Origin of the sequence: Paraburkholderia sediminicola (assembly GCF_046026675.1) — a bacterium.
Classification (GTDB): domain Bacteria; phylum Pseudomonadota; class Gammaproteobacteria; order Burkholderiales; family Burkholderiaceae; genus Paraburkholderia; species Paraburkholderia sediminicola_F.
Map to the genome: position 1 here is coordinate 3966034 of NZ_JAQQEY010000002.1, position 13592 is coordinate 3979625.

At 60.0% G+C, this 13592-nt stretch carries 12 protein-coding genes; 6 read left to right on the top strand and 6 right to left on the bottom strand.

What is annotated here, in order from left to right:
* Nucleotides 1-66: 66 nt before the first annotated feature.
* From PQQ86_RS37465 to PQQ86_RS37490, 6 genes are all read right to left on the bottom strand, one after another.
* Nucleotides 67-342: an FAD assembly factor SdhE gene (locus PQQ86_RS37465; protein WP_074289032.1), complete on the bottom strand. Its 276-nt coding sequence runs from the start codon at nucleotides 340-342 to the stop codon at nucleotides 67-69.
* Nucleotide 343: 1 nt separating this feature from the next.
* Nucleotides 344-1048 (bottom strand): succinate dehydrogenase iron-sulfur subunit, encoded by a 705-nt coding sequence (locus PQQ86_RS37470; protein ID WP_054034792.1) that lies wholly within the window; start codon nucleotides 1046-1048, stop codon nucleotides 344-346.
* Nucleotides 1049-1072: 24 nt separating this feature from the next.
* Complete coding sequence (gene sdhA / locus PQQ86_RS37475; RefSeq protein ID WP_408278947.1) at nucleotides 1073-2848, bottom strand: succinate dehydrogenase flavoprotein subunit; 1776 nt, start codon at nucleotides 2846-2848, stop codon at nucleotides 1073-1075.
* Between the two features lie 4 nt (nucleotides 2849-2852).
* Nucleotides 2853-3221, bottom strand: a complete 369-nt coding sequence (gene sdhD, locus PQQ86_RS37480) for a succinate dehydrogenase, hydrophobic membrane anchor protein (protein WP_054034791.1) — start codon at nucleotides 3219-3221, stop codon at nucleotides 2853-2855.
* A gap of 4 nt (nucleotides 3222-3225) precedes the next feature.
* Complete coding sequence (sdhC, locus tag PQQ86_RS37485; RefSeq protein WP_054034790.1) at nucleotides 3226-3642, bottom strand: succinate dehydrogenase, cytochrome b556 subunit; 417 nt, start codon at nucleotides 3640-3642, stop codon at nucleotides 3226-3228.
* Nucleotides 3643-3799: 157 nt separating this feature from the next.
* Entirely contained in the window at nucleotides 3800-4600 is an 801-nt protein-coding gene (locus PQQ86_RS37490; protein ID WP_309392148.1) for a GntR family transcriptional regulator, read from the bottom strand.
* Between the two features lie 504 nt (nucleotides 4601-5104).
* Here PQQ86_RS37490 and PQQ86_RS37495 point away from each other — a divergent pair.
* The 6 genes from PQQ86_RS37495 (at nucleotide 5105) to acnA (ending at nucleotide 13520) form a co-directional block, all read left to right on the top strand.
* A complete protein-coding gene (locus PQQ86_RS37495; protein WP_074289036.1) occupies nucleotides 5105-6088 on the top strand; it encodes a malate dehydrogenase in 984 nt (327 codons plus the stop codon).
* A 227-nt stretch (nucleotides 6089-6315) separates the two neighbouring features.
* A complete protein-coding gene (locus PQQ86_RS37500) occupies nucleotides 6316-7332 on the top strand; it encodes an HpcH/HpaI aldolase/citrate lyase family protein (RefSeq protein WP_408279448.1) in 1017 nt (338 codons plus the stop codon).
* A gap of 160 nt (nucleotides 7333-7492) precedes the next feature.
* A complete protein-coding gene (gene prpC / locus PQQ86_RS37505) occupies nucleotides 7493-8680 on the top strand; it encodes a bifunctional 2-methylcitrate synthase/citrate synthase (RefSeq protein ID WP_408278952.1) in 1188 nt (395 codons plus the stop codon).
* A gap of 104 nt (nucleotides 8681-8784) precedes the next feature.
* On the top strand, nucleotides 8785-9285 hold the full coding sequence (locus PQQ86_RS37510) for a hypothetical protein (RefSeq protein WP_408278955.1): 501 nt from the start codon (nucleotides 8785-8787) through the stop codon (nucleotides 9283-9285).
* 25 nt (nucleotides 9286-9310) lie between these two features.
* Nucleotides 9311-10762 (top strand): bifunctional 2-methylcitrate dehydratase/aconitate hydratase, encoded by a 1452-nt coding sequence (locus PQQ86_RS37515; protein WP_408278958.1) that lies wholly within the window; start codon nucleotides 9311-9313, stop codon nucleotides 10760-10762.
* 40 nt (nucleotides 10763-10802) lie between these two features.
* Nucleotides 10803-13520 (top strand): aconitate hydratase AcnA, encoded by a 2718-nt coding sequence (acnA, locus tag PQQ86_RS37520; RefSeq protein WP_408278961.1) that lies wholly within the window; start codon nucleotides 10803-10805, stop codon nucleotides 13518-13520.
* Nucleotides 13521-13592: the final 72 nt, after the last annotated feature.

The following is a 13592-nucleotide window of genomic DNA, read 5'->3' on the forward strand; positions in this document are numbered from 1 at the left end:
AGTATGGAAACAGGGTTTCGATAATTTGCACGCCTGGGAACAACGGACAAGCGGCGCTCAAGACGCTCAAGCGTTGCGCAGCAGCTCCAGCACCCGGATCACATCCGGGTCGGCAAGTTCGCCTTCCGGTTCCTTGCGCACGAGCAGCAAGTCCATCAGGTCGTTATCGCTCAGCTCGAGCAGACGCGTGAGAGCGCCTACATCGGCATCGCTGAGGTCATGCTCATATCGGCTGAAAAAACGTTCAAAGATCAGATCGTTTTCCAGCAGGCCCCGCCGAGCACGCCAGCGAAGGCGCGCGCGGCGGAGAGGGTCGGACTGATGCGATGTTTCGGTGTTCATCCTAGACGGCGCGGCGAACCATCAATTCCTTGATCTTGCCAATCGCCTTGGTCGGGTTCAGGCCCTTCGGGCAGACGTCGACGCAATTCATGATCGTATGGCAACGGAACAGACGGTACGGATCTTCCAGGTTGTCGAGGCGTTCACCCGTCGCTTCGTCGCGGCTATCCGCGATGAAACGATAGGCTTGCAACAGGCCAGCCGGGCCGACGAACTTGTCCGGATTCCACCAGAAGCTCGGGCACGACGTGGAGCAGCTAGCGCACAGAATACATTCGTACAGGCCGTCGAGCTCGTCGCGCTCTTCCGGCGACTGCAGACGTTCCTTTTCCGGCGGCGGCGTATCGTTGATCAGGTACGGCTTGATCGAGTGATACTGATTGAAGAACTGCGTGAAGTCGCAGATCAGGTCGCGCACGACGGGCAGGCCCGGCAGCGGACGCAGCACGATCTTCTGCGGCAGGTCGTTCATGTTCTGCAAGCAGGCCAGACCGTTCTTGCCGTTGATGTTCATCGCGTCCGAACCGCACACGCCTTCACGGCACGAACGACGGAACGACAAGGTTTCGTCCATCGCTTTCAGCTTGAGCAGCGCGTCGAGCAGCATGCGTTCGTGCGAGTCGATTTCGATCTCGTACGTTTGCATGCGCGGCGCCGCGTCCTTGTCCGGATCGTAGCGGTAAATTTCAAATGTACGCTTGGCCATTTCTGAATTCCTTTGACTTGTGCCTTAGAAGGTACGCGCTTTCGGCGGCACCGATTCGACGGTCAGCGGTTGCATCTGAACCGGCTTGTAGTCGAGGCGATCGCCTTCGCTGTACCACAGCGTATGGCGCAGCCAGTTTTCGTCGTCGCGATGTTCGAAGTCGTCTTGCGCGTGCGCGCCGCGGCTTTCCTTGCGCGCTTCGGCGGAAACCATCGTGGCGCGGGCCACTTCGATCAGGTTCTCCACTTCCAGCGCTTCAATACGTGCCGTGTTGAACACCTTCGACTTGTCTTTCAGGTAGATGTTGTCGACACGATCAGCCACTTCACGAATCCGCTCAACGCCTTCGGCCAGCAGCTTTGATGTGCGGAACACGCCGGCGTGCGCCTGCATCGTGGAACGAATGTCGGCCGCCACGGTTTGCGAGTATTCGCCCGACGTGGACTTGTCCAGCTTGTTCAGACGAGCCAGTGAGAAATCGGCAGCGTCGGCCGGCAGCGGCTTGTGCTCCTTGATGTCCTTCACGTGCTTGACGATGTGGTTGCCGGCCGCGCGGCCGAACACCACCAGGTCGAGCAGCGAGTTCGTGCCGAGACGGTTTGCGCCGTGCACCGACACGCACGAGCATTCGCCCACTGCGTAGAAACCGTTGACGACTTCCTTGTGATCCCGCGACGTGCCAACGACCTGGCCGTTGATGTTCGTCGGGATACCACCCATTTGATAGTGGATGGTCGGCACAACCGGAATCGGCTCTTTAATACAGTCGACGTTCGCGAACTTCATGGCGATTTCGCGGATCGACGGCAGACGCTTCATGATCGTCTCAGCGCCGATGTGCGACAGGTCGAGCAGCACGTGATCCTTGTTCGGACCCACGCCGCGGCCTTCCTTGATTTCCTGGTCCATCGAACGCGAAACGAAGTCGCGCGGCGCCAGATCCTTCAGCGTCGGCGCGTAGCGTTCCATGAAACGCTCGCCGTTCGAGTTACGCAGAATGCCGCCTTCACCACGCACGCCTTCGGTAATCAGCACGCCCGCGCCGGCCACGCCGGTGGGATGGAATTGCCAGAATTCCATGTCTTGCAGTGCGATGCCCGAACGCGCAGCCATACCCAGGCCGTCACCGGTGTTGATGAACGCGTTCGTGGATGCGGCGAAGATCCGGCCTGCACCGCCCGTAGCGAACAGCGTGGTCTTCCCTTCGAGGATATAAACGTCGCCGGTTTCCATTTCCAGCGCGGTCACGCCAAGCACGTCTCCGTCGGCGTCGCGGATCAGATCCAGCGCCATCCATTCGACGAAGAATTGCGTCTTGGCAGCAACGTTTTGCTGGTACAGCGTATGCAGCAGCGCGTGACCAGTACGGTCAGCGGCCGCGCAAGCGCGTTGCACCGGCTTTTCGCCGTAGTTGGCGGTGTGGCCGCCGAACGGGCGTTGGTAAATCGTGCCGTCAGCGTTGCGGTCGAACGGCATGCCGAAGTGTTCGAGCTCATACACGGCGTTCGGTGCTTCACGGCACATGAACTCGATCGCGTCCTGGTCTCCGAGCCAGTCGGAACCCTTGATCGTGTCGTAGAAGTGATAGTGCCAATTGTCTTCGCTCATGTTGCCGAGCGAAGCGCCGATGCCGCCTTGGGCAGCGACCGTGTGCGAACGCGTCGGGAACACCTTGGACAGCACGCAAACCGACAGGCCGGCGCGCGCGAGTTGCAGCGAAGCGCGCATCCCCGAGCCGCCTGCGCCGACGATAACCACGTCAAACTTGCGACGCGGCAGAGAATTCTTGATTGCAGCCATTCTTTTACACTCTCCAGAGAATCTGCGCAGCGTAGCCCGCACATGCGAGCAGCCAGACGATCGTCAGCGCTTGAAGAAACAGGCGCGTGCCAACGGGCTTCACATAGTCCATCCAGATGTCGCGGATACCAACCCACGCGTGATAGAACAGCGACAGCAGCGTGACAAACGTGGCGAGCTTCATCCATTGCGTTGCAAAGATCGAGGCCCAGCCGTCATACGAGAAATCGCGCGCGCCGAAGAACCACGCGAGCAGAATCACCGTGTAGACGGCCATGATGCAGGCGGTAATGCGCTGGGCGAGCCAGTCGCGCAGACCGTAATGTGCGCCGACGACGAGACGCTTCGGACCGATTCGGTTATTAGCTGCCATTTTTTTAGAATGCTCCGAAGAGTTTGAGCGCAAAAGCAATCGTCAGAAGCGACGAAACGACCAGCACCACGATGGAGGTTTGCTTACCCTTCTCTTTAGTCGTGAGGCCGTGGCTCGTGTCCATGAACAGGTGACGGACACCGGCGCAGAAGTGGAACAGGAAGGCCCACGCGAGAACGAGCGTGATGAGCTTGACAATGATGTTGGAGAGGAAGCCCTTGAAGACTTCGAAACTGAGTTCGGAAGTCAGGCTCTGATCGAAGAGGTACAGCAGGAACGGAAGAAAAACAAAAAGCAGCCCACCGCTTAAGCGATGCAAGATCGACACGCGCCCCGCTAGCGGGAGACGGTATGCCGTCAAAATCTGCCCGATACCGATGTTCCGGAATTCCGGCCTCGGTTTTTTTACGGCTTCAGCCATGCTAGACCCCTACTATGTAGTCACACTAATCCGCAATTTTAGCGCCTTTTTATATCGCGCTGCAGCGAAAACCACTACAGGTCCGTTACAGCGTGCGCAATAAAGGCACCGTCAAACAGGCGCGCGTGTGGGACGCGACGCCCTTTTTCATCCCGATTCAGCTCAGATCGTTCTGATAGTAATACCCGGTTGTGACATACCAACCACGGCGCACCTCAACCGGCCGGTCTCCATATGTATAGGAGACGCGCTCGACCGAAAGCAACGGGAAACCCGCGGGCACACTCAACAGATCAGCGACCGACGGATCAGCCGCGACCGCGCGGATCTTCTCCGTTGCGCGGATCATGCGTGTGCCGAATTCCGTCTCGAACATTGCATAGAGGGGACCTTTATACTCCGACAGCCGCTCGAGCGTGAGCCCGCGAAACACTGCGCCGGGCAACCAGATTTCGTCGAGTACGGTGACTTCACCGTCGAACTGCAGCAGGCGCTTGATCAACACCACCGGATCGGCGGGTTTCAGATCGAGTTGCCGGGCGATGTCCGCCGAAGCACGCAAACGCCGGCATTCAAGCAGGCGGCTGACGTGCGGATGTTCCGCGCCGTCATCGGCCAGTAATCTGAGGAAGCGAAACTGGGCGCGATCTTCATTGTGCGTTGCAACAAACGTACCCTTGCCCTGGCGGCGCACCAGCAGGTTGTCGGCGGCAAGCTCGTCGATCGCTTTGCGCACTGTTCCCTGACTGACCTTGAATCTGGCCGCCAATTCGACTTCACTAGGAATGATCTCGCCAGGTTTCCATTCGCCGGTTTCGAGGCTCTGCGTAATCAAGCCCTTGATCTGCTGATACAAGGGGCTGAAAGTGGGCGACGTAGCGGGCGTAGCAGCGGATACACCCTCGCCCGTGGCCCCATGGCCGTTCGGATTCGCGGTGTTCGCCTGGTTCGAAGTCATCCGCGCATTTCATCATAAAGGGCCGGGCCGCGTCTAGGGTTTTCCCCGCAACAGATATGTCTTATATAAGACATAAGATAATGTTGACTTTGTGTCTGACGGCTCCTACACTCCTTGTCGAGCAAGGGTTTGCGGGGGTTTCGGCGGCTGTTTTGCACGATGCAATACAGCGCCGCAGCGCACCGGCAGCCACTCTGCGCCATGCTGTTCCCACGCAGTCCAGGTTTCGATTCGCCGCCATTCGTTGGTCAGACGCTTGCCGAAACGCGCTGTTTGCAGGAGCCCGCATCGTGCAGCGGCTACCCGGCGCCAGGATGCCCCGCTCCCCGCTAGTAGTACAGGTTTCCAGCATGGCGGTCTCGCCGCAGCGCGCCGCACAGCCTCGACACATTCCGAGGCCGTACGCGAACAGTGAATTCCGCCGTGTTTCACAACGCTTCGCTGAACGCGCATATAGAATGGCGTTTTCCCTAGCGTCTAACGCATCGTCCTGGAGATTTCTCAATGGCTAAGCCCGCAAAGCGCGTTGCCGTCACCGGCGCCGCAGGTCAAATCGCTTACTCCCTACTGTTCCGCATCGCCAATGGCGATCTGCTCGGTAAGGACCAGCCGGTTATCCTGCAACTGCTCGACCTGCCGCAAGCGCAAGGCGCCGTCAAAGGCGTCGTGATGGAACTGGATGATTGCGCATTCCCGCTGCTGTCGGGTGTCGTGATCACTGACGACCCGAAGGTTGCATTCAAGGATGCAGACGTTGCCCTGCTGGTTGGCGCACGTCCGCGTTCGAAAGGCATGGAGCGTAAAGACCTGCTGTCGGCAAACGCCGAAATCTTCACGGTTCAGGGCAAGGCGCTGAACGAAGTCGCCAGCCGCGATGTGAAGGTGCTGGTGGTCGGCAACCCGGCCAACACCAACGCTTACATCGCCATGAAGTCGGCGCCGGATCTGCCGAAGAAGAACTTCACCGCCATGCTGCGCCTCGACCACAATCGCGCGCTGTCGCAACTGGCCGCCAAGTCGGGCAAGCCGGTCGCTTCGATCGAAAAACTGGCTGTGTGGGGCAACCACTCGCCGACCATGTACCCGGACTTCCGCGTTGCAACGGCAGAAGGTCAAGACCTGACCAAGCTGATCAACGACGAAGAATGGAACCGCAACACGTTCATCCCGACCGTCGGCAAGCGGGGCGCCGCGATCATCGAAGCGCGCGGCCTGTCGTCGGCAGCGTCGGCAGCTAACGCTGCGATCGACCACGTGCGTGACTGGGTGCTCGGCACGAACGGCAAGTGGGTCACGATGGGTATCCCGTCGGACGGTTCGTACGGCATTCCGGAAGACATCATCTACGGTGTGCCGGTTACGTGCGAAAACGGCGAGTACAAGCGCGTTGAAGGTCTGGCAATCGACGCGTTCTCGCGCGAAAAGATGGACGGCACGCTGAACGAGCTGCTCGAAGAGCGCGAAGGCGTTCAACATCTGCTCGGCTAAGCCCTGATGCAGACGAACCGGAACTCCGAAGCATCACAGCGGCGGGTTCCGGTTTTTTACGTGCGAATGCCGGTACGTCCCACGAAATTGCGGTTCACTTCGCAATTTGTCGTGCCAGTATTCGCCTCTGATTCGAACGCGCTTTGCGTCATGACTGGCTGATCGCCGAGCAGAACGCGTCCGAATCCGATTTACCCACCCGACCACCCAGAATCCTGACGCCGAAGATGCGCGCCCTCACACCCGCCGAAGTGCTGTTTGACGGCGAAGTGCCGCCCGCTGTGCTGCCTGCCTGCGATCACTACGCCGGCAGCGAGAAGCTGATGCTGAAATCACTGGCATTGCAGCAGCAACTCGGCCCGGTGTTCGACATCACGCTCGATTGCGAAGACGGCGCGCAGGTTGGCCGCGAAGCGGAACACGCGGAGTTGGTTGCGTCGCTGCTGGGCAGCGAGCATGACCGCTTCGGCCGCGTCGGCGTGCGGATCCACGACTTCGATCACGCGCACTGGCGTGACGACGTCCGTCTCATTCTTCGCGCTGCAAAGCGAGCGCCCGCTTACATCACCCTGCCGAAAATCCGCAATGTTCCCGATGCCGCCGAAATGGTCGCGTTCATCGAGGCGACGCGGCGTGAACTCGGCATCGCGCAACCTGTTCCGGTGCAATTGCTGGTCGAAACGCATGGCGCGTTGACGCGCGTGTTCGATCTGGCCGCGCTCCCCGGCGTCGAGGCGTTGAGCTTCGGCCTGATGGACTTCGTTTCCGCGCACGACGGCGCGATTCCCGATACCGCCATGCGCTCGCCCGGTCAGTTCGATCATCCGCTGGTGCGGCGCGCGAAACTCGAGATTTCGGCGGCCTGCCATGCGTTCGGCAAGGTGCCGTCGCATAACGTCAGCACCGAAGTGCGCGACATGAGCGTGGTTGCAAACGACGCCGCCCGTGCCCGCAACGAGTTCGGCTACACGCGCATGTGGAGCATCCATCCGGCGCAGATCGAAGCGATCGTCGCGGCATTTGCTCCGCGCGACGAAGAAATCGTCACTGCTGCCGAAATTCTGCTGGCTGCGCAGTCGGCGCAATGGGGACCGACGCGCCATCGCGACACGTTGCACGACCGGGCAAGCTATCGCTACTACTGGTCGGTGCTGCGTCGCGCGCAATCCACGGGTCGCGCCGTCCCGCAAGACGCCGCGCCGCTCTTCACGAAAGTGGGCGCTAACGGGCAAGCCGCATCATGAGCACGATGGTCGATGCAGTGGCCAGCGTGGCAGCGCTGGGAGGCGCCCTCGCGTGGCGCCGTACAAGCAAATCAGAGCCGCGTCTCGCTCGGCAGGAAACAGACGTCGAATGCGTGGTTCAACCGGAAACAATGAGCGAGCACAAAGGAGATTGCGGGAGATGAGCGAGACGACGCAAACCGCCGGTGCACAAGGCGAGAACGAACCTAAAAGCGGTTTCAAACCGAAGAAATCCGTCGCGCTGTCCGGCGTGACGGCTGGCAACACCGCGCTGTGCACGGTCGGCAAGACCGGCAACGACCTGCATTACCGCGGCTACGACATTCTCGACATCGCCGGTGCATGCGAATTCGAAGAGATCGCGTATCTGCTGGTCCACGAAAAGCTGCCGACGCAGGCTGAACTCACCGCCTACAAGACGAAACTCAAGGCGCTGCGCGGTTTACCCGCGAACGTCAAAGCCGCGCTGGAGTGGATTCCGGCCGCCGCTCACCCGATGGACGTGATGCGCACCGGCGTGTCGGTGCTCGGCACCGTGCTGCCCGAGAAAGACGACCACAACCTGCCGGGCGCACGCGACATCGCCGACAAGCTAATGGCCTCGCTCGGTTCGATGCTGCTGTACTGGTACCACTACTCGCACAACGGCAAGCGCATCGAGGTCGAAACCGACGACGACTCGATTGGCGGCCACTTCCTGCACCTGCTGCACGGCGTGGAGCCGTCGAAGGCGTGGGTTGACGCGATGCATGTGTCGCTGAACCTGTACGCCGAGCATGAATTCAACGCGTCGACGTTCACTGGCCGCGTGATCGCGGGCACGGGTTCGGATATCTACTCGGCGATTACCGGTGCAATCGGCGCACTGCGCGGCCCGAAGCACGGTGGCGCGAACGAAGTCGCGTTCGAGATCCAGTCGCGCTATCAGACGCCGGATGAGGCCGAAGCCGATATCCGCAAGCGTGTCGAAAACAAGGAAGTGGTGATCGGTTTCGGTCACCCGGTGTACACGATCTCCGACCCGCGCAATAAGGTCATCAAGGAAATCGCGAAGAAGCTGTCGAAGGACACGGGCAACCTGAAGCTGTTCAACATCGCCGAGCGACTTGAAACAGTGATGGCAGATGTGAAAAAGATGTTTCCAAATCTCGACTGGTTCAGTGCGGTTTCGTATCACATGATGGGCGTGCCGACGGCGATGTTCACGCCGCTGTTCGTGATCGCCCGCACGGCAGGCTGGAGTGCGCACATCATCGAGCAACGGATCGACAACAAGATCATTCGTCCGAGTGCGAATTACACCGGTCCAGAGAATTTGAAGTTCGCGCCGCTAAATAGGAGAAAATAGCGGTCGCTGTGCGCTTTCGAAGCGCGTGCAGTTCAACCCTCGCGGTTGCCAGGACCGGTAGCCCGCTACTGTTCAACTGAAACTAGATAGAAAGGTTCTCCTCCATGAATAAGCTGTTGATCGCCGCCGTAATCGGCGCTTTGTCCACGACGATGCTGACCGTTGCGACGGACGCCGCTGCACAAACCACCACCACGCCGGCTGCCAAGGCTGTGCCGAAGAAGCCGCAACCGAAACGCCTGATCAAGCGCAAGGCCAATCCGGCCAAGGAAGCGAAGGTTGATCCGGTGCCGGAAGGTGCGGAAAAGTGGTCGTGCAACGAAGGTCTGGCATTCGACCTGAAGGGCGACATGAAGCGCGACCAGATCGTCACGGTTCACTGGGCGAACAAAAACTACAATCTGCCGCGCGAAGCCACCACCACGGGCGCAGACCGCTTCCACGACGCCGCATCGGGTATGGACCTGGTCGTGATCCCGACGAAGGCAATGCTGTTCTCGGATAAGGACAGCTCGCGTCTGGCCGACGAATGCAAGACGGCAGCCATGCAACAAGGCGCACCGGCTCCGACGCAATCGAACGCGATCGACAAGACCAGCAACTAATCAGTTACATCAGGAAAGCTCCCCGATGTCCGCTCCGATTTCCAACGTGCGACCCGACCCGGACTCAGTCCTGGTCGATATCGTCGATTACGTACTGGAATTCCCGATCGACAGCACGCTCGCGCTGGACACCGCGCGTAACTGCCTGATCGATACGCTCGGCTGCGGACTCGAGGCGCTCACCTATCCTGCCTGCACCAAGCTGATGGGACCGATTGTGCCGGGCACGATCGTCCCCAATGGCGCCAAGGTACCGGGCACGTCGTTCCAGCTGGACCCGGTTCAGGCCGCCTTCAACATCGGCGCAATGATCCGCTGGCTGGACTTCAACGACACTTGGCTGGCTGCCGAATGGGGTCATCCGTCGGATAACCTCGGCGGGATTCTGGCGACGGCCGATTGGCTCTCGCGCAGTGCCATCGCAGCGGGCAAACAGCCGCTGACGATGAAAGACGTCTTGATCGGCATGATCAAGGCGCACGAAATTCAAGGCTGTATCGCGCTCGAAAACTCGTTCAATAAGGTCGGACTCGATCACGTATTGCTGGTGAAGCTGGCTTCCACTGCCGTGGTCGGCCAACTGATCGGTTTGACGCGCGATGAGTTGATCAACGCGGTATCGCAGGCGTTTGTCGATGGGCATGCGCTGCGCACCTACCGTCATGCGCCGAATACCGGTTCGCGCAAATCGTGGGCCGCGGGCGACGCAACGTCGCGCGCCGTGCGCCTCGCGTTGATCGCGAAGACCGGCGAGATGGGCTATCCGTCGGTGCTGACCGCGAAGACGTGGGGCTTTTACGATGTCCTCTTCAAGGGCAACGCGTTCAAGTTCCAGCGTCCGTACGGCTCGTATGTGATGGAAAATGTGCTGTTTAAAATCTCGTTCCCGGCCGAATTCCACGCTCAGACGGCGGTGGAAGCGGCGATGACTTTGCACGCGCAACTCGCCGCAGCAGGCAAGCGCGTGGAAGACATTAAGAAAATCACGATTCGCACGCACGAAGCCGCGATCCGCATCATCGACAAGAAAGGTCCCCTGAACAATCCGGCCGACCGCGATCACTGTATTCAGTACATGATCGCCGTGCCGCTGATCCACGGCCGCCTGACGGCCGCGGATTATGAAGATTCGATCGCGCAGGACGCGCGTATCGATGTGCTGCGCGCCAGGATGGCGTGTGTCGAAGACGCGCAGTTCACGAAGGATTACCACGATCCGGAGAAGCGTTCGATCGCCAATGCACTGACGGTCGAATTCAACGATGGGTCGACGTTCGACGAAGTTGTAGTCGAATACCCGATCGGTCACAAACGTCGTCGCGAAGACGGGATTCCGTTGCTGGTCGAGAAGTTCAAGACCAATCTCGCGCGCCGCTTTCCGGTCAGGCAACAACTGGCGATTCTCGACGTGTCGCTCGATCAGGCAAGGCTCGAAGCCATGCCGGTCAATGAATACGTCGATTTGTACGTCATCTAGTTAAGTACAGTAGTTCCGCGATCAAACCAAGGAAAACACCATGGCCCACAACCTCCACAAAACGCTCAAGGAATTCGACAGCGGTTCCGGCAAAGGCAAGTTCTACTCCCTGCCGCAACTCGGCAAGGCACTGAACATCAAGATCGACCGCCTGCCGGTTTCGATCCGTATCGTGCTGGAATCGGTGCTGCGTAACTACGACGGCAAGAAGATCGCCGAAGAACACATCACGCAACTCGCGAACTGGAAGCCGACCGCTGCGCGCGTCGACGAAATCCCGTTCGTCGTGTCGCGCGTCGTGCTGCAAGACTTTACCGGCGTGCCGCTGCTCGCCGATATCGCTGCGATGCGCGGTGTCGCGAAACACATGGGCAAGGATCCGAAGTCGATCGAACCGCTGGTCCCGGTCGATCTGGTGGTCGATCACTCGGTGCAGATCGATCACTTCCGCGAAAAGAACGCGCTCGATCTGAACATGAAACTGGAATTCCAGCGCAACAACGAGCGCTACCAGTTCATGAAGTGGGGCATGCAGGCATTCGACACGTTCAAGGTCGTGCCGCCGGGCGTCGGTATCGTTCACCAGGTGAACCTGGAATACCTCGCACGCGGTGTGCACAAGAAGGCCGAAGGCGCGGACACCGTGTACTACCCGGATTCGCTGGTCGGCACCGACAGCCACACCACCATGATCAACGGTATCGGCGTGGTGGGCTGGGGTGTGGGCGGTATCGAAGCTGAAGCCGGTATGCTCGGCCAGCCGGTGTACTTCCTGACGCCAGACGTGGTGGGCGTTGAACTGAAGGGCAAACTGCGCGAAGGCCTGACGGCGACCGACCTGGTCCTGACCGTCACCGAACTGCTGCGCAAGGAAAAGGTTGTCGGCAAGTTCGTCGAGTTCTTCGGCGAAGGCACGAAGTCGCTGTCGCTGCCGGATCGCGCGACGATCGGCAACATGGCGCCGGAATACGGCGCAACCATGGGCTTCTTCCCGGTCGACGAAAAAACCATCGACTACTTCAAGGGCACGGGCCGCACCGACGCAGAAATCTCCGCCTTCGAAAACTACTTCAAGGCGCAAGGTCTGTTCGGTATTCCGAAGGCTGGCCAGATCGACTACACCAAGGTCGTCACGCTGGATCTCGGCACGGTGACGCCGTCGCTGGCAGGTCCGAAGCGCCCGCAAGACCGTATCGAAATCGGTCATGTGAAGTCGACCTTCAGCGACCTGTTCTCGAAGCCGGTGGCAGAAAACGGCTTTGCGAAGAAGTCGGAAGACCTCGACGCGCAATACACGACGAGCAACGGCGTCGACGTGAAGAACGGCGACATCCTGATCGCCGCCATCACGTCGTGCACGAACACGTCGAACCCGAGCGTGCTGCTGGCGGCTGGTTTGCTGGCCAAGAAGGCAGTGGAAGCCGGCCTGACGGTCGCTCCGCACATTAAGACTTCGCTGGCTCCAGGATCGCGTATCGTCACGGAATACCTGACGAAGACCGACTTGATGAAGTACCTCGACAAGCTCGGTTTCACGCTGGCCGCTTACGGTTGCACGACCTGTATCGGTAACGCGGGCGACCTGACACCGGAACTGAACGAAGCGATCACGAAGAACGACATCGTCGCGGCAGCGGTTCTGTCGGGCAACCGTAACTTCGAAGCGCGTATTCACCCGAACATCCGTGCGAACTTCTTGGCCTCGCCGCCGCTGGTTGTCGCTTACGCGATCGCCGGCAACATCACGCGCGACCTGATGACCGAACCGGTCGGCAAGGGCAAGGGCGGCAAGGACATCTACCTGGGCGACATCTGGCCGACCAGCGAAGAAGTCGACGCGCTGCTCAAGTTCGCGCTGGACGCAGACGCGTTCCGCAAGAACTACGCGTCGCTGACCAAGAAGGGCGACCTGTGGAGCAAGATCGAAGGCGAGGAAGGTCAAGTCTACGACTGGCCGAAGTCGACCTACATCGCTGAGCCGCCGTTCTTCGGCAAGGACTTCTCGATGACGCCGGCCGACAGCATCGCGCCGGTCAAGGGCGCGCGCGCACTGGGCATTTTCGGTGACTCGGTCACGACCGACCACATCAGCCCGGCAGGCTCGATCAAGGAAGACTCGCCGGCAGGCAAGTGGCTGAAGGCAAACGGCGTGCAGAAGGCCGACTTCAACAGCTACGGCTCGCGCCGCGGCAACCACGACGTGATGATGCGCGGCACGTTCGCGAACGTCCGGATCAAGAACCTGATGATCCCGGCAAAGGCAGACGGCACGCGTGTGGAAGGCGGCCTGACGATTCACCAGCCGAGCGGCGAACAGGAGTCGATCTATGACGCAGCGATGAAGTATATCGACGCCGGCACGCCGACTGTTGTGTTCGCGGGCGAAGAGTACGGCACGGGCTCGTCGCGTGACTGGGCTGCCAAGGGTACGCAATTGCTGGGCGTGAAGGCTGTGGTTGCTCGCAGCTTCGAGCGGATCCACCGTTCGAACCTGGTCGGCATGGGCGTGCTGCCGCTGCAGTTCAAGGGCTCGGATAGCGTGCAATCGCTCGGCATCACCGGCGAAGAAACGTACGACGTGGAAGGCTTGGGTTCAGACTTCAAGCCGCAGCAGGAAGTGACGCTGGTGATTCGCGGCAAGGACGGCAAGGAGAAGCGTGTGCAGGTTCTGCTGCGTATCGACACGCCGATCGAAGTCGACTACTACAAGCACGGCGGGATTCTGCCATTCGTGCTGCGTTCGTTGCTGGCTGCTTGAGGTATTTGCTTACGCGTGCTGTATCTGCGTAAGCGCTGTTTTGCAGGGGCTGCGTCCTGTGGAGGACGCAGC

Bases quoted from the DNA above. Each gene is read 5' to 3' on its own strand.
- PQQ86_RS37465 (WP_074289032.1), bottom strand. From the start codon at position 342: ATGAACACCGAAACATCGCATCAGTCCGACCCTCTCCGCCGCGCGCGC.
- PQQ86_RS37470 (WP_054034792.1), bottom strand. From the start codon at position 1,048: ATGGCCAAGCGTACATTTGAAATTTACCGCTACGATCCGGACAAGGAC.
- sdhA (WP_408278947.1), bottom strand. From the start codon at position 2,848: ATGGCTGCAATCAAGAATTCTCTGCCGCGTCGCAAGTTTGACGTGGTT.
- sdhD (WP_054034791.1), bottom strand. From the start codon at position 3,221: ATGGCAGCTAATAACCGAATCGGTCCGAAGCGTCTCGTCGTCGGCGCA.
- sdhC (WP_054034790.1), bottom strand. From the start codon at position 3,642: ATGGCTGAAGCCGTAAAAAAACCGAGGCCGGAATTCCGGAACATCGGT.
- PQQ86_RS37490 (WP_309392148.1), bottom strand. From the start codon at position 4,600: ATGACTTCGAACCAGGCGAACACCGCGAATCCGAACGGCCATGGGGCC.
- PQQ86_RS37495 (WP_074289036.1), top strand. From the start codon at position 5,105: ATGGCTAAGCCCGCAAAGCGCGTTGCCGTCACCGGCGCCGCAGGTCAA.
- PQQ86_RS37500 (WP_408279448.1), top strand. From the start codon at position 6,316: ATGCGCGCCCTCACACCCGCCGAAGTGCTGTTTGACGGCGAAGTGCCG.
- prpC (WP_408278952.1), top strand. From the start codon at position 7,493: ATGAGCGAGACGACGCAAACCGCCGGTGCACAAGGCGAGAACGAACCT.
- PQQ86_RS37510 (WP_408278955.1), top strand. From the start codon at position 8,785: ATGAATAAGCTGTTGATCGCCGCCGTAATCGGCGCTTTGTCCACGACG.
- PQQ86_RS37515 (WP_408278958.1), top strand. From the start codon at position 9,311: ATGTCCGCTCCGATTTCCAACGTGCGACCCGACCCGGACTCAGTCCTG.
- acnA (WP_408278961.1), top strand. From the start codon at position 10,803: ATGGCCCACAACCTCCACAAAACGCTCAAGGAATTCGACAGCGGTTCC.